Source organism: Kitasatospora sp. NPDC004240, assembly GCF_053603215.1.
Genome location: NZ_JBSGFD010000051.1, coordinates 1 through 20,453, shown reverse-complemented (window position 1 = coordinate 20,453; position 20,453 = coordinate 1). Strand labels below are relative to the sequence as shown.

At 75.8% G+C, this 20,453-nt stretch carries 14 protein-coding genes; 2 read left to right on the top strand and 12 right to left on the bottom strand.

What is annotated here, in order from left to right:
• Positions 1 to 50: 50 nt before the first annotated feature.
• The 7 genes from ACWEQL_RS16275 to ACWEQL_RS16245 form a co-directional block, all read right to left on the bottom strand.
• Positions 51 to 1,166, bottom strand: a complete 1,116-nt coding sequence (locus tag ACWEQL_RS16275) for a glycosyltransferase (protein WP_452150908.1) — start codon at positions 1,164 to 1,166, stop codon at positions 51 to 53.
• Positions 1,163 to 2,068 (bottom strand): polysaccharide deacetylase family protein, encoded by a 906-nt coding sequence (locus tag ACWEQL_RS16270; protein WP_452150907.1) that lies wholly within the window; start codon positions 2,066 to 2,068, stop codon positions 1,163 to 1,165. The genes ACWEQL_RS16275 and ACWEQL_RS16270 overlap by 4 nt, the downstream gene beginning before the upstream one ends.
• Positions 2,058 to 3,740, bottom strand: a complete 1,683-nt coding sequence (locus tag ACWEQL_RS16265; RefSeq protein WP_452150906.1) for a lipid II flippase MurJ — start codon at positions 3,738 to 3,740, stop codon at positions 2,058 to 2,060. The genes ACWEQL_RS16270 and ACWEQL_RS16265 overlap by 11 nt, the downstream gene beginning before the upstream one ends.
• Complete coding sequence (locus ACWEQL_RS16260; protein ID WP_452150905.1) at positions 3,737 to 5,128, bottom strand: O-antigen ligase family protein; 1,392 nt, start codon at positions 5,126 to 5,128, stop codon at positions 3,737 to 3,739. Before ACWEQL_RS16260 ends, ACWEQL_RS16265 begins: the two co-directional genes overlap by 4 nt.
• A 6-nt stretch (positions 5,129 to 5,134) precedes the next feature.
• Complete coding sequence (locus ACWEQL_RS16255; protein ID WP_452150904.1) at positions 5,135 to 6,685, bottom strand: sugar transferase; 1,551 nt, start codon at positions 6,683 to 6,685, stop codon at positions 5,135 to 5,137.
• A gap of 333 nt (positions 6,686 to 7,018) precedes the next feature.
• Positions 7,019 to 8,167, bottom strand: coding sequence for a glycosyltransferase (locus tag ACWEQL_RS16250; protein WP_452150903.1), 1,149 nt, complete (start codon positions 8,165 to 8,167; stop codon positions 7,019 to 7,021).
• 259 nt (positions 8,168 to 8,426) lie between these two features.
• Positions 8,427 to 8,867, bottom strand: coding sequence for an SRPBCC family protein (locus tag ACWEQL_RS16245; protein WP_452150902.1), 441 nt, complete (start codon positions 8,865 to 8,867; stop codon positions 8,427 to 8,429).
• A 175-nt stretch (positions 8,868 to 9,042) separates the two neighbouring features.
• Between ACWEQL_RS16245 and ACWEQL_RS16240 the strand changes: the two genes are divergently transcribed.
• Positions 9,043 to 9,942 carry a HipA family kinase gene (locus ACWEQL_RS16240; protein ID WP_452150901.1) on the top strand — a complete coding sequence of 300 codons (900 nt, stop codon included), beginning with the start codon at positions 9,043 to 9,045 and terminating at the stop codon, positions 9,940 to 9,942.
• A 49-nt stretch (positions 9,943 to 9,991) separates the two neighbouring features.
• Here the strand turns inward: ACWEQL_RS16240 and ACWEQL_RS16235 are convergent, their stop codons facing one another.
• The 5 genes from ACWEQL_RS16235 to ACWEQL_RS16215 all read right to left on the bottom strand — a co-directional run bounded on the left by ACWEQL_RS16235 (position 9,992) and on the right by ACWEQL_RS16215 (position 18,020).
• Entirely contained in the window at positions 9,992 to 10,375 is a 384-nt protein-coding gene (locus ACWEQL_RS16235; protein WP_452150900.1) for a hypothetical protein, read from the bottom strand.
• A gap of 270 nt (positions 10,376 to 10,645) precedes the next feature.
• On the bottom strand, positions 10,646 to 12,139 hold the full coding sequence (locus ACWEQL_RS16230) for a S8 family peptidase (protein WP_452150899.1): 1,494 nt from the start codon (positions 12,137 to 12,139) through the stop codon (positions 10,646 to 10,648).
• A gap of 504 nt (positions 12,140 to 12,643) precedes the next feature.
• On the bottom strand, positions 12,644 to 13,762 hold the full coding sequence (locus ACWEQL_RS16225; RefSeq protein WP_452150898.1) for an amidohydrolase family protein: 1,119 nt from the start codon (positions 13,760 to 13,762) through the stop codon (positions 12,644 to 12,646).
• Positions 13,763 to 13,765: 3 nt separating this feature from the next.
• Entirely contained in the window at positions 13,766 to 15,226 is a 1,461-nt protein-coding gene (locus ACWEQL_RS16220; protein ID WP_452150897.1) for a glutamine synthetase, read from the bottom strand.
• Positions 15,227 to 15,302: 76 nt separating this feature from the next.
• Complete coding sequence (locus ACWEQL_RS16215) at positions 15,303 to 18,020, bottom strand: MXAN_6230/SCO0854 family RING domain-containing protein (RefSeq protein WP_452150896.1); 2,718 nt, start codon at positions 18,018 to 18,020, stop codon at positions 15,303 to 15,305.
• A 550-nt stretch (positions 18,021 to 18,570) separates the two neighbouring features.
• Between ACWEQL_RS16215 and ACWEQL_RS16210 the strand changes: the two genes are divergently transcribed.
• Positions 18,571 to 20,346 (top strand): 3-hydroxyacyl-CoA dehydrogenase family protein, encoded by a 1,776-nt coding sequence (locus ACWEQL_RS16210; RefSeq protein ID WP_452150895.1) that lies wholly within the window; start codon positions 18,571 to 18,573, stop codon positions 20,344 to 20,346.
• Positions 20,347 to 20,453: the final 107 nt, after the last annotated feature.

The window sequence follows — 20,453 nt, the reverse complement described above, 5'->3', positions numbered from 1 at the left end:
GGAGGGGGGTCGGGCGGTGGGAGGTCGGGCGGTGGGGCCGGCGGACGGGCTCAAGCGGGTGCCAGCCGGTCGTAGAGCGCCCCCAGGGCGGCGGCCACCCGCACGATGTCGTAGTGGCCGACCGCGGGGGGCCGGGGCAGCGGTGCCGCGCCGAGCTCGGGCAGCCGGCGCAGGTCGCGCAGCGCCGAGGCGTAGGCGGCCGGGTCGGAGGGGATCCGACGGGCCTGCGGGGCGGCGGTGGGCGGCAGTTCGTCGAGGGCGGGGCAGGCGCTGTGCCGTACGGGCAGTCCGGCGGCCAGGCCCTCCAGGACGCCGAGGCCGAAGGTCTCCTCGGTGGAGGGGGCGGCCAGCACGTCCAGGGCGGTGAGCAGGTCGGGGACGTCGTCGCGCTCGCCGGTGAGCAGCAGGCGCCCCCGGACTCCGAGTTCGGCGGCCCGGCGCTCCAGGGCGGCGCGCCCGGGGCCCTCGCCGACCAGCACCAGGCGGGCGTCGGCGTCCAGCCGGGCCAGCGCCTCCACCAGCACCTCGAAGCGCTTGCCGGGGACCAGCCGGCCGACCCCGCCGATCACCCAGCCGTCCTGCGGCAGGCCGAGTTCGGCGCGCAGCCGGCGCCGCACGGCGGCCCGGTCGGCGTCCGGCCGGGCGTGGCGGGCGGCGTCGATGCCGTTGGGGATCAGCTCGACCCGGGCCGGCGGCACGCCCCAGGAGTGCAGGGTCTGGGCGACCTGGCGGGAGACCGCGACCGTGGTGGTGCCGAGCCGTTCGGCGGCCAGGTAGAGGCCCTTGACGCCGCGGGTGACCGGCCGGCCCTCGATCACCCCGGGGTGCAGCGAGTGCTCGGTGGCCACCACCACCCGGACGCCGGCGAGCCGGGCCGCCAGCCGTCCGTACAGGCCGGCCCGGTAGAGGTGGGTGTGCACCAGGTCGTAGCCGCCGGCGCGCACCAGCCGGGTCAGCCGGGGCAGCGCGCCGAGGTCGCGGTTGCCGCGCATGGCGAGGTGGTGGACCGGCACCCCGTCGGCGCGCAGCGCGGCGGCCACCGTGCCGGGGTTGGTCAGCGCGGCCACCTCGCAGCGCTGGTGGGCCGGCAGGTGCCGCAGCAGCAGCTGGAGCTGGCGTTCGGCCCCGCCGGAGGCCAGGCCGGTGACGATGTGCAGCACCTTCACCGGCGGTGCTCCTCGCGGGCGAGGCGCAGCTCGGTGACGGTGTCGCGCAGCCGGTGCCGGCCGTGCTTGGCGCGCAGCCGCCAGGCGCCGTCGCTCTCGCCCACGTAGCAGCGGGGCAGCGCGAAGCGGCCGATGAGCGGGGAGTGCGCGATGGCGCAGGCGTGGTCGTAGCCGGCGTCGCGCACGGCCAGGGTGGCGGGCAGGTCGACGGCACCGTACGGGTAGCAGAAGCCGGTGACCGGTCCGCCGACCACCTCCTCCAGCACGCGGCGGCTCTCCCGGGTCTGGGCGGCGAGGACGTCGGCGGGCAGGCCGGGCAGCGCCCGGTGGCCGAGCCCGTGCGAGCCGATCTCCCAGCCGGCGGCGGCGAGTTCGGTGACCTGCTGGACGGTGAGCAGCTGCTTGCGGGGGCCCTCGGGGTCCCAGTCGTTGGACCGGCCGAGCAGGTCGGCGACCACGTAGGTGGTGGCGGTGAAGCCGTACTCGCGCAGGATCGGCACGGCGTGGCGGGCGAAGTCCGCGTACCCGTCGTCGAAGGTCAGGCCGACCAGCTTGGCGTCCCGCCCGGCCGCGCGGGCCCGCATCAGCTCGCGCACCGAGACCCCGCGCCGGCCGCGGCGGTGCAGCCAGGCCATCTGGTCGGCGAACCGCTCGGGGCTGACCGTCAGCCGGTACGGGTCGGACTCCTCGACGGCGACCGAGTGGTACATCAGGATCCACGGCGAGGCGCCCGTGCCGGGCCCCGGCAGCGGACGGCCGGACGGGCTGCCGTGCGGCAGGTGCACGCGGGCGGGATGGCGGGTGGCGCGCGGCGCGTCGGCGTGCGGTCCGGCCGCCGTCGGGGCGACGGAGCGGCGTACGCCCGACAGGACCGCGCGGACGGAGACCCGTTCAGCGTCCATGGGGAGGCTTCCCTTCATCGGCAGCGGAGGGCGGGGACAGTGCCCGGAGGGCGGCGAGGACCGGACCGCGCACCTCACGGGCACCGACGGCGGTGCCCAGGACGGCGAAGGCCAGTGTCACGGTGAGACCTCCGAGCACGGTCGACAGCAGGGGGTCGGCAAAGAGCGCGGCGGCCGGGGCGCCGAGCAGCGCGGCGCCGGCGGCGGCGGCCAGCAGCCGGGCGTGGCCGCCGAGCACCAGGGGCAGGCGCAGCGGGATGCCGCGCAGCACCAGGCCGCGCAGCAGCAGCGCGGCGGTGGTGGTGATGCCGGCGGCGTTGCCGGCGGCGAGTCCCAGGGCGCCGAGGCGCGGGGTGGCGAGCACCCCGGTGCCGACGGTGACGGCCAGGCCCAGCAGCATCGCGCCGACCGGGTACCAGTCGAGCAGCCGGCGTCCGCCCCCGGAGTCCGGCTCGCCCGCGCGGCGGACCACCGGGCGCAGCGAGAAGTACGGGCGGATCATCACGCCGATCAGCGCCTGCGCGGGGACACCGAAACTGTAGACCCGGATGACGGCGGCGGTGGCGGCGGTGTCGCGGGGGCCGAAGGCGCCGCGCTCGAAGAGCAGCGCGACCACCGAGGGGGCGCAGGCCAGCAGGAAGGCGGTGCCGAGCAGCACGACGGCGGCGGCCTGGCCGAGGTCCTTCTCCACCCGGTCGCGGGCGGCCGCGAGGTCACCGGCCGCCAGCGCGCGGGCCACCAGCGGGAAGGTCACCGTGCAGATCAGGATGCCGGCCGTCATGGCGAGCTGGGAGACCTTGGCCGCGTAGTTGAGGTGCGAGATGGTACCGGGGGGCAGTCCCGAGCCGAGGTAGCGCTCGACGAACACCTGGGCCTGCCGGGTGAGGGTGAACGCGGCCACCGGCAGCAGCGCCAGCGGGATCAGCACCAGGGTGTCCGCGCTGCGCGGGCGCCACCCGCGGGCGGGCCGCCCGGCCCTCAGCCGGCGGGTGAACGGGACGACCAGCAGCCCGGCCATCAGCAGGCTGCCGAGGGCCACCCCGATCGCCGCCGACCGCACGCCCCACAGCGCGTGGCAGCTGAGCAGCACGGCGAGGATGCCGACGTTGTACACGACGTAGATGCCGGCCGCGGCGGTGAAGTCGTGGTGGGCGCGCAGCGCGGCCGCGAGGTAGCCGGCCACGCCGAACGGGAGCACGGTGATCGCGGTGATCCGGGTGCAGGTGACGGCGAGTGCGGGGTCGGCCAGGCCGGGGGCGAGCAGGTCGACCAGTCGGGGGGCGCCCAGGGCGGCGAGCAGCGAGAGGGTGCTGAGCGCCAGCAGCAGCCAGGGCAGGGTGGCGCGGACCAGCTGGCGGACCGGGTCGGGGCCGTGCGGGTTCTCCTCGCGCAGCACCAGGGCCAGGGCGAAGGCCGGCACCATCAGGAAGGACATCGCGTCCTCGATCAGCAGCGGCGCGGCGGTCTCCGGGACGGTCCAGGCGACCAGGAAGGCGTCGGTGCCCTGGTCGGCGCCGAAGTAGCGGGCCAGCAGCAGGTCGCGCAGCAGGCCGAGGACGGAGCCGGCCGCGCTGAGGACGGCGGTGACGCCGAAGGCCCTGGCGAGGAAGCCGCGCCGGGGCGCGGCGGGACGGGCGGCGGGGATCGCCAGGGTGCCCGGCTCGGTGCTCACCACGGCCGCCCCGCGGCGGTGCGGGCGGCGAGGCCGAGGACGACGGAGGTGAGCACCGTGGTGGTGCCGCCGATGTCGGCGTACAGGAAGTCGACCAGCACCCAGACCAGCAGGGCGAGGGCGGCGGGTCCGGTGCCGCTCGCGCGGCGCAGGCAGCGCAGCAGCAGGCCGAGGAAGAGCGCGGCGTACGCGACGATGCCGATCAGGCCCTGCTCGCTGAGCACCAGGAAGTACATGTTGTGCGGGGACAGCAGGGGTTCACGCTGGAAGCCGATGGTGGCGTCGGCGGCGTCGCTGCCGGAGGAGAGCCGCAGCGGGGCGTGGCTGTCGCGCAGTTGCTGGAAGGCCTTGGGGCCGGCGCCGCTGACCGGGTGGTCCTGCCAGATGCGACCGGCGGTGGCCCACAGGTCGTAGCGGTCGGAGACGGACTGGTCGGGGGCGGCGGAGACCGAGCCGATCGTGCCGAGCCGGTCGGCGACGACGGAGGCGCCGAGGCCGAGGCCGCCGACCAGGACGACGGCGGCGGCCAGCGCGAGGACCGCGCCGCGCACCGCGAGCCGGGCGTCGGCGCGCAGCAGCAGGACGGTGGCGGCGGCGCCGGTGGCGATCCAGCTGCCGCGGCTGAAGGAGAGCGCGAGCGGGACGGCGAGGAAGGCGGCGGTGGCGAACATCGCCCGGCGCAGCCGCGGGGAGCCGCCGGGGCGGCGCTCGGCGAGCCCGAGGGCGAGGGCGGCGAGCAGGCCGTAGCTGACCACGGCGGACATCGCCATCACGTCCAGCGCGCCGAAGGTGCCGACGGCCCGGATCGGCTCCCCCCGGTAGGAGGCGCCGGTGCCGGTGAGGTACTGGTGGGTGCCGACCACGCCCTGGACGAGCCCGGCGGCGACGAAGGAACCGAGCACCAGCCGCTGGTCGGTGCGGTCGCGCAGGGCGCAGAGCACGGCGGCGGGCACCAGCACGAACACCTGGCTCAGCCGGACGAAGCCGGTGAGGCTGGTGGCCGGGTCGATCGAGCCGACCGTGGCGACGGCGGCGGCGGTCACGATCCCGCCGAGCAGCACCGCGGTGGCCCGGCCGACGGCGGGGGCGCGGCCGCGCAGCAGGTCCAGGGCGGTGAGCGCGACCAGGACGAGCGAGGCGAGGTCGGCGGCGGTGACGTGGACGGCGGCGGTGACGTCCTTCTCGCCGGTGGGCACGCAGACCAGCAGGACGGTCGCGGCGGCGAGGGTGCTGCGCCGGGCGGCCAGGGCGCGGAGCGTGCCCGGGACGGTCCGGGCGGGGGTGGCCGGGACGGTCCGGGCGGGGCCGGCGGGGGTGACGGGCGTGCCCGGGCGGCCGTTCGCGGATGACGTGCGCGGGGCGGGGCGGGCGGTGTGGGTGAGGGCCACGCTGGGTCAGCTCCCGTCCGGATGGAGCATCAGGGCCGCGGTGCGGAACAGGATCTTGATGTCCTGCCAGAGGCTCCAGCTCTCGATGTAGCGGTTGTCGAAGCGGGCGCGGTCCTCGATGGAGGTGTCCCCGCGCAGGCCGTTGACCTGGGCGAGGCCGGTGAGGCCGACGGGCACCCGGTGGCGGTCGGCGTACTCGGGGTGGGTCTGGCCGAACCGCATGACGAAGTAGGGGCGTTCGGGGCGCGGGCCGACCAGGCTCATGTCGCCGCGCAGGATGTTCCACAGCTGCGGCAGCTCGTCCAGGGAGCTGCGGCGCAGCAGCCTGCCGACGGTGCCCATCCGGTGGTCCTGGGAGATGTTCCAGCGGGTGGCGGACTCGTGCTCGTTGCTGGGGCGCAGGGTGCGGAACTTCAGGACGGTGAAGACCCGGCCGTCCAGCCCGGTGCGCTGCTGGCGGAAGAGCACGCCGGGACCGGTGTCGAAGCGGACGGCGAGCGCGCACAGCGCGAGCACCGGGGAGAGCAGGACCAGTCCGAGGCCGGCGGCGGTGACGTCCAGGGCGCGCTTGGCGGCCCAGCCCGGGCGGCGCACCGCGGGGCCGCCGACCCGCAGGCAGGGGAACCCCCACAGGTGGTCGCCGCCGCCTGCCCGGCGGGTGGCGTCCAGCGAGCCGAACTCGCGCAGCGCGGGCACCAGCCAGACCTGGCAGCCGAGCCGGGCGGCGTCGCGCAGGGTGGCGGCGGTGTCGGACTCGTCGGCGGCGCCGGCGGTGGCGACCACGTGGTGGACCCGGTGGCGGCGGACCTCCCGCTCCAGCACCTCGCGCCCGCCGAGGACCGGCAGGTCGGTGTCGCCGATCAGCAGCGGCGGGGCCGCGTCCAGGAAGCCGACCGGGCGCATGCCGTACTCGCGGCGTTCGGCGAGGGCGGCGGCGACCCGGCGGCCGAGGCGTCCGGCTCCGAGCACCAGGACCGGGCTGGGACGGCTGCGGCGGACCCGGCGGACCAGGTGGTACGCCAGCGCGCGGCCGCAGACCACCAGCAGCAGCTGGCCGGCCAGCAGGGCGGTGAGCCGGGCCGGGGTGGCCGGGCCGCAGTCCGGCCAGCGTCCGGCCAGGCAGCCGGCCAGGGTGACGGCGAAGGCGGCGGCGACCACGGCGCGGGCGGTGAGGGCGGGCAGTTCGTCCAGGACGGAGAGGGTGAGCCGGGTGCGGTAGAGGCCGCCGGCCAGGTTGAGCAGGAGCAGCAGCGGGAGCAGGGCGGTGACGCCGAGCAGCGGGGTGAGCCGCAGGGCGGGGCCCAGCGCCGGTGCGGGCGCCGGGTCGGCGACGCGGTTGGCGATCGCGGTGGCGGCGCAGAGGGCGAGCACGTCGACGGTGACGAGGGCGGCCGGGAGGGCGAAGCGGGCCCGGACCGGGCGGCGGTGACGGCCGATCGGCATCGGGATCCGGCTGTTGGCCGTCCTGGCGGGGCGGTCCAGGAGGCCGGTGGTGGGCCGGCGGGGCTCGGACAGGGGCCGGCCCGATCGTGGCACGCTCCCGTGGTCAATGGTCATCAGCGCACGAACTCCCCTGCTGCGTGCCCGGGGTGACGGCGTCCCGGCACCGGGTCTCCCGGAGCGCCCGTCCCGGCCCGGTGGGCGCGGTCCTGACAGCGCCTGCCACCACTGGCGACGTTCGACTTTCGCCGGAATTCCCGGAGCGAAATCAAATCGAAGCAGGCAAAATCAGACAATGCCGAGCACCGGGTCGAATGCTGGAAGTCGACTTGCCTTTTCATTCCAGCCACCCATTAGTAGGAATTTCCGACTTGAGCCTCGTCCTATTCGGTTGAGGTGTGCGAATACGACAGCGCCGGAAACGACAGGCATTCACGGCCTGTGAAACGATCAGATCGGCTCAGGGACACGGGTGCCGCGCCGCCGGGCCGCCGCCAGCCCCTGGTACAGCGCGTCCACCCGTTCGACCACCGATCGCACATCGTGGTGCGCCAGGACGTGCTCACGGCACCGCGCCCCCCGTCGATCGCACTCGATCGGATCCGACAACGCCTCCGAGATCCGGGCGGCCAGCGCACCCGCGTCCTCCGGCGGCACCACGGCGGAAGTCCGCTCGGCCGGCGGAAGGCATTCCCGCGCACCCGGCACATCGGTCAGCAGGACGGACCGGCCGGCCGCCATCGCCTCCAACGGCGCCAGCGCCATGCCCTCCCAGCGCGAGGGCAGCACCACCAGATCGGCCGCCGCCAGCCACGGCCGCGGGTCCGCCACGTCCCCGGCCAGCCGGACGCTCGACGGCTCGGCCGCCCCCCGTACGGCCTGCGCCAGCGCCGCCGCGTCCGGACCGCCGCCCACCAGGGCCAGCCGGGCCGCGGGCAACCGGCGCAGCACCCCGGGCCAGGCGGCGAGCAGCACGTCCTGGCCCTTCTGGCGGCAGAGCCGGCCCACGCAGACCGCCAGCGGGGCGTCCGGGTCCAGGCCGAGCCCGATCCGGGCGGCCCGGCGCTCGGCGGGCGCGTGGTGGCGCACGTCCACGCCGTTGGGCACCACCGCCCAGTCGGCGCCGATGCCCGCCGCCTCGCCGTCCGCCCGCTCCCGGGCGCTGACGCACAGCAGCCGGTGCGACCAGCGGGCGGCGTGGCGCTCCCAGCACAGCGTGGCGGCGGCCAGCGCGCCCTCCACGGCGGCGAAGGACCAGGCGTGCGGCTGGAAGACGGTCGGCACCGCACCCCGGACGGCCAGCCGGCCGGCCAACCCGGCCTTGGCGCTGTGCAGATGGAGCACGTCCGGGGCGGCCTCCCGGACGATCCGGCGCAACCGCCAGGCCTCGCCCGCAGTGGCCGGGCCGGGCGACCGGCGGGCAGGCCAGTCCCGGACCAGCGCCCCGGCGGCGGTCGCCTCGCCGGCCAGCCGGCCGTCCCGCGGGCAGGCGACCAGCACCCGGTGGCCGGCCTCGCGCTGGCCCCGGACGAGGTCGACGACCACGCGGGCGACTCCGCCGTCGACGGGCTGGGAAACGTGAAGGATCGTCAGACGCACGGCGGCGAGCCTAGGGTGGCGCCGCGGTGCGGACCGGCCGTGTCACCCGCGGGCGGCGGCCGTCCACCCGTACGGCACCGGGCGTGCCGTACGGGTGTGCGGGGAGTCGAACGTCCGCGCCTGCCGCGGGGGCGCTCAGGGGGCGCGGGTCGGCGGGACCGCGGGGTGGGGGCCGCCGGGGTCGGGGAGCCGGGGGTCGCCGGGGTCGGGGTCGGCGGGGTCGGGGTCGGCGGACCGCCGGGTCAGGCGGCCGCCGGGGTCAGCGGACCTCGTCGGCGAGGCGGGAGAGCACCTCATCGTGGATGCGGTTGAGGCCCTTCGGGGCGAAGGTGCGCTCGAAGAAGCCGCCGATGCCGCCCGCGCCCTGCCAGGTGGCCGAGACGGTGGCCCGGGACCTGCCCTCGCCGACCGCCGAGACCGTCCAGGTGATGACCATGGAGGAGTTGGCGTCCTTCTCCACCAGCTGGTCCGGGCTGGGCGCCGAGACGGTGAACAGGCAGTCCCGGACCCGCTTCTCGGTGGCCTGGAGCTTCCAGTGCACCTGGGTGCCGGCGCCGGTGCCGCCCGCCCGCACCTCGTACTCGCTGTACTGCCCGGGCAGCAGCTTCGGACGGGTCACCTGGTAGTCGGCGAGCGCCTCGTACACCCGCTCGGGGGTGGCATCGTACTCGCGCGACGTGGTGGCCAGCACCTGTCCCATGACCTTGCTCTCTTTCGTACGGACCGTGGTTTCACCGGCAAGCCAACCACAGGAGCCGCGCGGCGACAGCCGGAGGGCGGGCGGGGACGGGCGGGGGCGGCCCGGCGGGCGCCGTACCGGGGGCACCGGAAATCCGTTCGCGGTCGGACCGGGGTGTCGGGCTATGGTGGCCGGTGTGCTCGATCAGGTGACAGCAGTGCGCTACGTCGACCCGTTGCGGGCCGGCGGCTCGGTACCCGGCGTCGTCGAGACGGACGACCTGGGCACCTATGTGGTCAAGTTCAGCGGCGCCGCCCAGGGGCGCAAGGCGCTGGTGGCCGAAGTGATCGTCGGCGAACTCGCCCGCCGGCTGGACCTGCCGGTCCCCGAGCTGCGCCTGGTCGACTTCGACCCGGCGATCGCCGACGGCGAACCGGACGCCGAGGTCCAGGACATCCTCAGGGCCAGCGCCGGCCTCAACCTCGGCATGGACCTGCTGCCCGGCGCCCGCGACTTCAGGCCCGGCGCCATCCCGGTCGACCCGGTGCGGGCCGGCCGGATCGTCTGGCTGGACGCGCTCACCGCCAACGTCGACCGCACCGTGCACAACCCCAATCTGATGGTCTGGCACGGCAGGCTCTGGATGATCGACAACGGCGCCGCGCTGATCTTCCACCACCGCTGGTCCACCGCCGGGGCCGCGGTCGGCAACCGCTACGACTTCAGCGCCCACGCCCTCGGCGGCTACACCCCGGACGTCCGGCTCGCCGACGAGGACCTCGGCCCGCGGGTCACCGTCGACCTGCTGGAGGAGGTGCTGGCGCTCGTCCCCGACGAGTGGCTGCGCGACGAACCCGGCTTCGACTCGGTGGACGCGCTGCGCCGCGCGTACGTCGACCACCTGGCCGCCCGGGTGGTGCTCTCGGAGCAGTGGCTGCCCGAGGGCTTCGCCACGCCGGACCAGCTGCGCGAGGCCGAGGCCCGCCGCGCCGCCCGCACCCGGGCCGGGCGCCCCGCCTGGCTCCAGGAGGTGCCGGACCTGCACGGCAAGCCCTCGGTGGAGACCGAGTGGGGGCAGCACTTCGGGTCCTCCTGAGGCCGGCCGCCCCGGCGGCGGCGCGCAGGTCCACGCGGGGCGGTGGGTCTCAGCCCAGGGCGGGGCGGATCCAGCCGAAGTACTCGATCGAGGTGCCGACCAGCAGGCCGAAGCTGAGCAGGGCGAACAGCGCGGCCCGCTCCAGTCGGCGCACCTGCGGGGAGAGCAGCGCGGAGGCGGCCACCGCCAGCCCGGCCAGCGGACCGGCCGCCAGCAGCAGCACCCCGCCGAGCACCGGGCCCGCGCCGCTGCCCGCGGCCAGCGACATGATCCCGCCGACCAGGGCGATGGCCCAGAAGTCCAGCAGCATCAGGACGGAGGGCAGCAGCAGGGCGAGGCCGAGCAGCGCCCAGGCCCAGACCGGGCCGCCCGGCCGGCGGCGCTCCGCCACCGGCTGCTGCGGCTGCCATCCGGTGAAGCTCTGCTGCGTCATGGCCGGGTCTCCTCGTTCGTGCTGCGGGGGGTGCTGTGGGGGTGCGCCGTACGGGTGCGCGGGGGTGCTGCGGGGTGCGGGCACCATGGTGTCGGCACCTGCGGGCCGGGGCCTGAGTACCGGTACTCAAAACGGAGTGGGGAGCGGGACCTGAGTCCCGCTCCCCACTCCGTTCCGGCGTTTCAGCAGCTCACGAGCTCAGCGGCTCAGATGCCCAGCCGCTCGGACGCCCAGCCGCTCAGACGCCCGGCGGCTCGACGGCCCCGGGGCTCAGAGCCACCACTGCACGGCCTTCTCGGCGTTGATGATGCCCGCGCCGTAGAAGCCGTTGTCGTTCACGCCGCCCTCACAGGTGGCCTTCCACTCGCCCGCGCCACCCGGGTTGAACGGGCCCGCCGGGCAGCCGTGCGACTCGGCCTGGTTGGTGAGCAGCTCGGTCAGCTCGTCGGCGTTGGCCCACGGGTGGGTGCTGGCGAGCAGCGCCACCACACCGGTGGTGTGCGGGGCGGCCATCGAGGTGCCCTGCATGTAGCCGTACTTGTTGCCCGTGATGGTGGCCAGCACGCGGCCGTTCTGGTCCGGGGTGTTCGGGATCTGGTAACGGCGGTCACCACCCGGCGCGGCGACGGTGGCCACACCCTTGCCGTAGCTGGAGTAGTACGCCTTCTCACCGTTCACACCCACGGAGGTGGTCACGATGACACCCGGCAGCTCGGTCGGCAGCGACAGGCAGTCGTTGGTGATCGGGCGCTCGGCCGGGGTGGTGTCGTCCGGGCTGCTGACGTCGACCGTCTTGTGGGCGAGGTCGATGTTCTCGTTGCCCGCCGCGGCGACGTTCAGGACGCCCTTGCGCTGCGAGAACTCGACCGCACGACGGACGGCGGTGGTGATCGCCGCCTGGTCGAGGTCGTTCTTGCAGTTGAACATCCACGGGTCGACGTAGTAGCTGTTGTTGGTCACCTTGAACTTGTGCTCACCGGCCCAGACGAAGCCACAGATGGCGTACTCCGGGTAGATGAAGCCACCGTCGTCGACGACCTTGACCGCGGCCAGCTTGACGTTCGGGGCCACGCCCGCGACGCCCTTGCCGTTCCTGGCGGCGGCGATGGTGCCGGCGACGTGGGTGCCGTGGTCGCTGGTGGTCGGCTGCCAGGCCTGCCAGTCGGTGTTCGGCTTGCCACCGTCGATGCAGGAGACGGACTGCGAGGCGTCGACGTTGGCCGCCAGGTCCTCGTGGGTCGCCTCGATGCCGGAGTCCAGGACGCCGACGGTGACCTTGTTGCTGCCGAGCGACAGCTTGTGCGCCTTGTCGGCACCGATCTGACGCATGTCCCACTGGTTGGCCTCGTACGGCTCCGCACCGGGCGCGGGCGCGGCGGTCGGCTCGGCGGCGACCTCGGCCTTCTGCGAGTCGGCGGCGGTGATGCCCTTGGTCCGGCTGGCGCCGACCGACTCGACACCCTTGGCGGTCCGCAGCTTGGCCGCGAACTGGGGGTCGGTCGAACGCGCGATCACGACGCCGATCTGCTCGTACGAGTAGACCACGGTGCCGCCGAGGGCGGTGACCGCCTTCTCGACCTTCTGCACCTGGCCGTGGTTGGCCTTGGTGTTGACGACGTAGCTGAGCAGCGGCCCGGTCGTCGTCTCGGCGCTGTTCCCGGTGGCCGCGACGGCGGTGCCGGTCGGCAGCGCGAGGGCGCCAGCGGTGGCGAGGGCGAGGCCCACCGCCGCATACCGGGTCCGGCTGATCCGAGGAACTCTCATAGGGGTTGGCCCTCCCGAGTCTTCATGCAGCTGCGGTTGGCAGGTGCATTGGAATGATCGGGACGCTAGTGAACAAGCGTTGCAATCCGCAAGAGGTAGTCATCTAATCGACACACTTCAGCCACCTCCGGAAGCCAAGACTCCGCAGGTCGCGCGGTTTCGACGCACAGTCAGCCACCCGGACCGGCCGGGTGACGGGCTTTGGGCGTGTCGGTTTCGCGAAGGCGTGAGGGAGGCCCAGTCTGGCAGGCACTCCAAGGGGCGGACAACCGCGTTACGAGGACCCCCACCGGACGACGGGTCCACTGCCCGAACCGCCGGATTCGGCCCCCGCCGAACGGCAGGGACGGTGGCGGGCGGCCGGTGGGTGGTGGCGGACGGCACGGGCGGGGACGACGGCGGGGGATGGCCGGCCGGACCGGGGTGGCGGCGGGGGGATGACCGGCCGGACCGGTGATACCGGTCGGCCGAAAGGGTGATGACGGGTGGTCGAGCGGTTCAGCCTCAGAGGCCGTACAGCCGCCGGGCGTTGTCGGCCGCGACCCGGCGGGCCAGCAGCTGGGCGTCGGACGCCGAGCAGGCGCCGTCCGCCCGCCAGGCGTCCAGCAGGGTGCCCAGGCCGTGCCGGAACTGGGCCGCGCCGACCAGGTGCAACTCGGGCAGGCCGTAGCCGTCGGTGGAGAACAGCAGCTTGCCGAAGGGTGTCAGCTCCAGCATCTCGCCCAGCACCGCCGACACCTGCGGCCCGGTGTAGGAGGCGGTCAGCCCGAGGTCGGCGTACACCCGCGGGAACGCCTGCGCCAGCCAGCCGGCCTGGCGGTGGTACGGGTACCCGTGCAGCAGGACCAGCGGGACGCCGCTGGGCTCGGCGGCGCGCACGAAGTCGGCCAGCAGGGACGGGTCGGCCCGGTGCAGCGTCAGGTCCGGGTCGCCGAAGCCGGTGTGCAGCTGGAGCGGCAGCCCGAGCTCGGCGCAGACGTCCAGCGCCGTCCAGAGCAGGTGGTGCAGCAGCACGGGGTCGGTCAGCCGGCCGTGGCCGTCCCGCAGCCGGGCCCCGGCCGCCGCGACCACCGCCGCCTCGGCGGGACGCTCGGGCGGTACGGCCAGACCCTGCCGGTACGCCAGCACCGACTTCACCGCCACCGCGCCGGTGGCCGCGGTCTCCAGGCCCTCGCGGACCGCGGCCGGCCAGGCCTCGGCCGTCGGGGTGAGGCTCTCGGCCACCGCCTCCAGCCGGACCACCTCCCGCACCCGGGCGCCGGCCGTCTCGGCGAACTCGCTGAGCGGCAGCAGCGGGTGGCCCGCCGCCGCGGTGAGCCCGGTGTCGACCAGACAGGTGTCGAGGCCGGCCGCCCCGAGCAGCCGTCGGGTGGCCTCGGCGGCGCCCAGCTCGCGCCGCCGGGTCAGGTAGTCGGCCGCCGGGGTGTGCGCGGGCAGCCCGAGGGCGGGCGGGCACCAGCGGCGCACCGCGAGGCCGAGCGCACTGTCCCACGGCGAGGTGCCGGGCGCGGGCGGACGGTCCGACTCGGTGAGCAGCCCCGCCAGCGCGTCGTCCGCCAGGTCGGCGGTGACCACGCTGTGGCAGTGGTGGTCGACCAGCGCGGGGACGTCCAGCGAGGGCATCGGTCAGTACCTCCAGCGGGTGGCCGCGATCAGCTGCTCGGGGCCGGTCGCGGCGTACTGCTCGGCCTCGGCGCGGCGCACCGCCAGCACCGCCTCGTACAGGGGCTCGCCCAGTGCCTCGCGGAGCAGCGTCGAGGCCCCGTACGCCGCCAGTGCCTCGGCCGGGGAGGAGGGCAGGCGCGGGACGGTGCCGGGGGCGGCGTCGGCGGGGTCCCCCGTGAACTCGGGCGGGAGGGCGAGCCTCTGGTCGAGGCCGGCGAGCCCGGCGGCGATGACCGCGCCGACGGCCAGGTAGGGGTTGGCGGTGGCGTCGAAACACTTGACCTCGGCGTTGGCGGCGCTGCTCCGCTCCCCGGTCGAGCCGGTGACCAGCCGCAGCGCCGCCTCGCGGTTCTCCAGGCCCCAGCACCGGTAGGCGCCGGCCCAGTGCGAGGGGACCAGCCGGAGGTACCCGGCGGGGCTGGAGATGCCGAGCACCAGCAGCTCGGGCAGCGCGCCGAGCACTCCGGCGAGGAAGCCCTCCCACTCGGCGGTCAGGCCGTGCGGGCCCGGACCGCCGCGGCCAAGGTTCAGCCCGTCCCGCCAGAGGCTGAGGTGGAGGTGGCCGCCGTTGCCGACGCCGCCGGCCTCGACCACCGGGGCGAAGGAGGTGCGCAGGCCGTGCCGGGCGGAGACGGCCCGGACGGTGTGGCGGACCAGGACGGAGGTGTCCGCCGCCCCGACCGGGCCCTCCGGGGCGACCGACACCTCGAACTGGCCCGGCGCGTACTCCGGGTGGACCTGGAGCACCCGCAGCCCCTGCTCGGCGAGCGCGCGCAGCACGTCGAGCAGGTAGGCCGAGAGGTCGGTCAGCCGCTGCATGCCGTACGCCGGACCGTGCGTCGGGTACCGCGGCGGCTGCTCCGGGGGGCCGTCGAGCGCGACCACCCACTCGACCTCGATGCCGGCCTGGAGGGTGAGCCCGCGTTCGGCGGCGGCGGCCTCCATCCGGCGGGCGAACAGCCGCTGGCAGCCCGGGTGCGGGGCGCCGGTCTGGGTGTACCGCTCCCCCGGTGCCCAGGCCCAGCCGGGCTGGGCGGCCAGCGGGACCAGCCGTTCGAGGTCCGGGTAGAGCCGCAGGTCCCCCGTGGGGCCGCCGATCAGCCGGCTGGTGGTGATGGTGTCGTCGGCCTGGAAGACGTCGAAGCAGGGGGCGGCGCCGACGCCCCACTGCGCGGCGTGCACCAGGGCGTCGAGCGGCACCGCCTTGACCCGGGCGATGCCCGCGTTGTCCACCCAGGTGACGGCCACCGCCTCGACGGCGGCCGCGCGCAGGCGCCCGGCCGCTGCCTCGGCACGCTCGGCCCGCTCGGCGCGGGGCGGCAGCGCGACGGCGGCGGCCTGCTGCGCGCCGGGGCCGGCGGAGTGCCGGTCACCGGCGGAGTGCTGGTCGAGGCCCGTGGGGGCGGCGGTCCGGATGCTCATGCCTCCATGCTGCCGCGCCGCTTGACCTGCCGGAATTCCCCTATCGGGTGGTTCGGGAGGACATCGATCCGCTCGTTCACCCGTTCGAGGGAGCAGATGGGCCTTCGGGGGCGAACAGCGCCACCAGATCGCTCGCGGTGATCCGCTCCAGGGCGTCCGGGGCGGCGTCCAGCGGGCCCGGGTAGAGCCGGTAGGCCGTACCGGACACGCCCTCGGGGGCCGGCAGGTCGGCCCGGACCAGCGCGAGGAGCGCCCGGCGGCCGGCAAGCCGGCCGGCGAGCACGCGGGCGGTGTCCCCGGCCGGCGCCGTGCTGCGGTGGTCGGGCTCGTGGCCCAGGCGCAGCCGTCCGGCGAACTCCGCCACCGGCTCGCCCTCGCCGCGCCGGTAGGTCCCGGCGGTGGTGCCGTCCCGGCCGCGCACCACCACCTCGTCCGCCCGGGCCGCGGCGCCGGCGCAGGCGAGGTCCCAGAGGGTGGCCCGGCTGCCCCCGCCGTAGTACTCCAGGAGGTCGGCGGCCAGCCGGCCGACGCGCTCCCGGTGGCGCCAGACGTTGTGGAGGTCCCCGGAGGCGCCGAGGTTGACGTCGGTCCAGGTGTACTCGCGGCTCACCAGGTCGACGACCATCGGGACGCTGACCTTGGCCGCACCGCTGAGGTCGAGCCGCTGGCGCACGGCCCGCGGGTCGAACGGGGCCCGCCGGGAGCGCCCGGCGGCCTCGTCCACGGTCATGAAGCCGGCGAAGGCCTCGGCGAGGTCCTCGAAGGGGATGTCGTTGTAGCTGAACACCAGCGTCACGGCGTACCGGGCGCCCTCCCCGGCCAGCGCGGCCAGGTCGAGGTCGACGAACTCGCTGGCGCCGTGCGGCGGCGGGGCCGAGGTGAGGTCGCCCGAGTGCACCGCCGAGCGGCGGCCGTGCACCAGGTTGGTGTAGTCGCAGAGGCCGACGAAGCGCCACTGCGTGTCGTACAGGGCGACCGACAGGTCGAGGTCGACGCGCTGGTGCGGGGTCTGCATCCAGTGCAGGAAGAGCCGGACCCGTCCGCCGTCGGGCAGCCGCTGGGCGCTGCCGCGCGGCACCGCGACCAGGGTCCGGGAGGCGGCCCGCTCGGCGGCCGGGACCCTCAGGTCGGCCAGCCCCTCGTCCAGCACCGCGAGGTCGACGCGGGGGTGCTCGCCGGCGCGGCGCAGCAGCTCGGCCTCGATCAGCCGGCACACCGGATCGCTCAGCGCGGCGGGCACCTCGGTGCCCCAGTCGTCCTCGGCGTGCGCCGTCGAGACGCGCCCGCGGGGGAAGTACACCCGGCGCTCACCGATCTCGCGCGGGGCGCGCAGCCGTCCGTACGCGCCGAGCAGCGGACCGGGCGCGACCCCGCGCAGCGCGCCGGGCAGGGCCTCGGCGAGCACGGCGGGCAGCGGCTCGTCCGGACTCACCGTGGCGTGGACGCGCAGCAGGTGGTGCAGCCGGCGGACCAGCTCGCCGGGACGGCGGGCCAGCAGCCGGACGGCCGCGGGGACGTCACCGCCGGCGAGCGCCCGCTCGACCCGGGCGGCGAAGGTGACCACGGCCAGCCGGTCGCGGCCGTCGGCGGCGGTGCGGACCTCCAGCGGGGCCGGCGCCTCCCGCAGCTCACGGCCGAGCCCGCGCCGGCCCAGGGGCGTCCCCCGGAGCACCGCGAACGCGGCGGCGGCGTACGGGAAGCGGGTGGCGTGCTCGTACGGGTGGAGCAGCTCGCCGGCGCGCAGCCAGGCGGCGCGGTGGCGGCCGAGGTCCTCGGCGAGGGTGCCGACCGGGAGCGCGTCCAGCAGGGCCAGCAGTTCGCGGCGCAGCGGGCGGGGCAGGTTGCGCAGCCGCAGGCCCTTGGCGGTGGCGGGCAGCAGGTCGGGCTCGGCGCCGGACCACGCCCAGACCAGCCGCAGCACGTCGGTGGCGGTGGTCAGGTGCCCGGCGAGCAGCGGGACGGCGGTGGCGGGGTCGCGGCGCAGCAGGGCGGCGAGGACCGTGGCGCGGGTCTCCCGGACGGGGATGTCGTCGGGCAGCCAGTCGGCCGGGTCGGCGGGGGTGTGGGCGAGGAGCAGGGCGAGGTCCTCGCGGTCCTGCGGGTCGAGCGGGGTGCGGCGGGCCAGCAGCCGGGCCAGCTCGTCGGCGGCGGCCCGCTCGCCGGTGCCTGCGGCCGGGCGCAGCGGGCGCAGCAACGCGTCACCGGTCCGCTCCCGGGCGGCGTTGCGCACCGACTTGGCGTCCAGGTCCAGGTAGCGCCGCTCGGTGATGGCGGTGCCGCAGAGTGGGCAGGCGCGGCCGCCCGGGACCAGGGTGACGTCGCTGTCGTGGCACTCGGCGCAGACCACGTGGGCGCAGGGGGCGAGGGCGCCGATGCCGGCCTCGCGGCCGGGGCGTCCGCACCAGGCGCAGGGCTGGTGGGGCTGGCTGAGCAGGAAGGCGCGGACCTGCGCGGAGTAGTGGGCGTGGGCGTGGTCGGGCACGCCCTCGGGGAAGCGGGCGAACAGCGGCCGGTGGCGGCGGTCGGCGCCGAGCAGCGCGTCGATCCGCCGCAGCAGGCCGGCGCCGACGAGGGCGAGGTCGGCCGGGCGGCGGCGGGCGAGCGCCGCGCGCAGTTCGCCGCTCAGCAGGTACCCGCGCGCGGCGAGGTCGGCCTCCAGCGCGATCAGTCCCCGGGCGCTCCACGGCTCCGGGCCGTCCCCCTCGGCCGCGTCCGGCAGGACGACGAGTCCGCGCCGCAGCAGGAAGGCGTCGAGGTCGTCGACGGGCGTGGTGGTGCTCGGCTTCTTCTTCACTGTGGCCCCCGTGGATATGACAAAGCGGGGGCGGAGAGTGGGCGCGCTGGATTCATTTACAGTGAAGGAGAAGGAAGCACGCCGCGGAGCCGCCCCCGCGGCGCCCACTGTAGTGGAGGCCCCCGACGCCGCCGAACGAATTTGCGGCCGGGGCCGTCGCCACTCTTCCTACTTGGCAGTAACTTCGCTACAGTGACCGCACGCACCACCGCCGGGCTTCGGGAGCCGCACCGGCGGGGTCGTCCCCGGCCCGCGATCGCGCGGCGCGGGTGACGGCGGACGGGTGCGCGTTCCCCGGTCGTCGCCGCCGTTCGCGGCGGGCCGGGTCTCCTCGGATCAGCGTCGCTTCCTTCACCCCGAGCGCCTGAGCACCACGGCACACCCGCGGCACGGCCGGAGCGGACCGGCACGTGCGGGTGTCCGCCGCAACCGTCATCTCCCAAACTCCCGCGCGTGAACCCTCCTCCGGCCCGCGCCGCCCCCGGTCCCACGGGCGCGGCGGCGCGTCCCGGAGCACGCGCGGGCCCTTCATGACAAGGAGTCAGGACCCATGGAGCGTCCCTTCCCCACGGTCGCCGTGGTCGGCCTCGGCACGATGGGTGCCGGTGTCGCGGTGGCGGTCGCCAAGAGCGGCCGCAAGGTGATCGGCATCGAGGCGAACGAGGACTCCGCGGCCCGCGCGCTGGCCCGGATCGAGGAGTCGACCGAGCGCGCGGTGACGCGCGGCCGGATCACCGCCGAGGAGCGCGCCGGGCTGCTCGCCCGGCTGTCGGTCGGCCACGAGCTGGCGGCCGCCGCCGGCGCCGACCTGGTGATCGAGGAGGTCCCGGAGCAGCTGGAGCTGAAGCGCGAGCTGTTCGCCGAGCTGGACCGGATCTGCCCGCCGGAGACCGTGCTGGCGACCGGGACCACCGCGCTGTCGGTGACCCGGATCGCCGCGGCCACCGCCCGCCCGGAGCGGGTGCTCGGCCTGCACTTCTTCAACCCGGTGCACACCATGAAGCTGGTCGAGGTGGTCCGCACCGTACTGACCGCGCCGCAGGTGGCCGAGGACGCCGCCGCCCTCGCCCGCGACCTGGGCAAGGAGCCGGTGGCCGCCGGCGACCGGGCCGGCTTCGTGGTCAACGGCCTGCTCTTCGCGTACCTCAACCAGGCCGCCGCGATGTACGAGTCGAAGTACGCCACCCGCGAGGACATCGACGCCGCGATGCGACTCGGCTGCGGTCTGCCGATGGGCCCGCTGGCGCTCCTCGACCTGATCGGGGTGGACACCGCCCGGACCGTCCTGGAGGCCATGTACGAGCAGTCCCGGGACCGCCTGCACGCCCCCGCGCCGATCCTCGGCCAGCTGGTGGCGGCCGGACTGCTGGGCCGCAAGACCGGCCGCGGCTTCTACACCTACGAGGCACCGGGCTCCTCCAAGGCGGTCGACGCGGCCGCCGGGGCGGCGGCCGCGAAGGTGCCGGGCCGCGAGGTGCGCACCGTCGGCGTCTGCGGCTCGGGCACCATGGCGACCGGCATCGTCGAGGTCTTCGCCAAGGCCGGGTACCCGGTGCTGCTGGCCGCGCGCAGCCAGGAGAAGGCCGACCGGGCCAAGGCGCAGCTGGCGAAGTCGCTGGAGCGCTCGGTGAGTCGGGGCCGGCTGACCGAGGAGCAGCGGGACGCCGCGCTCGCCCTGGTCACCCCGGTCGGACAGTACGCCGAGCTGGCCGGGGTGGACCTGGTGGTCGAGGCGGTCGCCGAGGACCTCGCGGTCAAGCGGGAGCTGTTCGCCGCCCTGGACAAGATCGTCAAGCCCGGTGCGGTGCTGGCCACCACCACCTCCTCCCTCCCGGTGATCAGCTGCGCCTCGGCCACCTCGCGGCCGCAGGACGTCATCGGCATGCACTTCTTCAACCCCGCGCCGGCGATGAGGCTGGTCGAGGTGGTCTCCACCGTGCTGACCGCGCCGGACGTCACCGCGACCGTGCTGGAGCTGTGTGCGAAGGTGCGCAAGCACCCGGTGGAGTGCGGCGACCGGGCCGGCTTCATCGTGAACGCACTGCTCTTCCCGTACCTGAACGACGCCGTGCGGATGCTCCAGGAGCACTACGCGACGGTGGACGACATCGACGCCGCGATGAAGCTCGGCTGCGGCTACCCGATGGGTCCGTTCGAGCTGCTGGACGTGGTCGGGCTGGACGTCTCGCTGACCATCGAGAAGGTGCTGCACCAGGAGTTCCGCGAGCCGGGCCTGGCGGCGGCGCCGCTGCTGGAGCACCTGGTCGCGGCGGGCTGCCTGGGCCGCAAGACGGGTCGCGGCTTCCGCGACCACGCGCGCCGGTGACGACGCCCGCACCCGTCCCGCCGTCCGGCGGCCCGGGCCCGCTGGGGGCCGGGGCGCCGGGCGCCGGGGCCGGCGGCGCCCGGCCCGACCGACCCGGGGGGGTCGGG

Coding starts and splice junctions, on each gene's coding strand:
- ACWEQL_RS16270 (WP_452150907.1), bottom strand. CDS start 2,068: ATGGACGCTGAACGGGTCTCCGTCCGCGCGGTCCTGTCGGGCGTACGC.
- ACWEQL_RS16255 (WP_452150904.1), bottom strand. CDS start 6,685: ATGACCATTGACCACGGGAGCGTGCCACGATCGGGCCGGCCCCTGTCC.
- ACWEQL_RS16245 (WP_452150902.1), bottom strand. CDS start 8,867: ATGGGACAGGTGCTGGCCACCACGTCGCGCGAGTACGATGCCACCCCC.
- ACWEQL_RS16235 (WP_452150900.1), bottom strand. CDS start 10,375: ATGACGCAGCAGAGCTTCACCGGATGGCAGCCGCAGCAGCCGGTGGCG.
- ACWEQL_RS16230 (WP_452150899.1), bottom strand. CDS start 12,139: ATGAGAGTTCCTCGGATCAGCCGGACCCGGTATGCGGCGGTGGGCCTC.
- ACWEQL_RS16225 (WP_452150898.1), bottom strand. CDS start 13,762: ATGCCCTCGCTGGACGTCCCCGCGCTGGTCGACCACCACTGCCACAGC.
- ACWEQL_RS16220 (WP_452150897.1), bottom strand. CDS start 15,226: ATGAGCATCCGGACCGCCGCCCCCACGGGCCTCGACCAGCACTCCGCC.
- ACWEQL_RS16210 (WP_452150895.1), top strand. CDS start 18,571: ATGGAGCGTCCCTTCCCCACGGTCGCCGTGGTCGGCCTCGGCACGATG.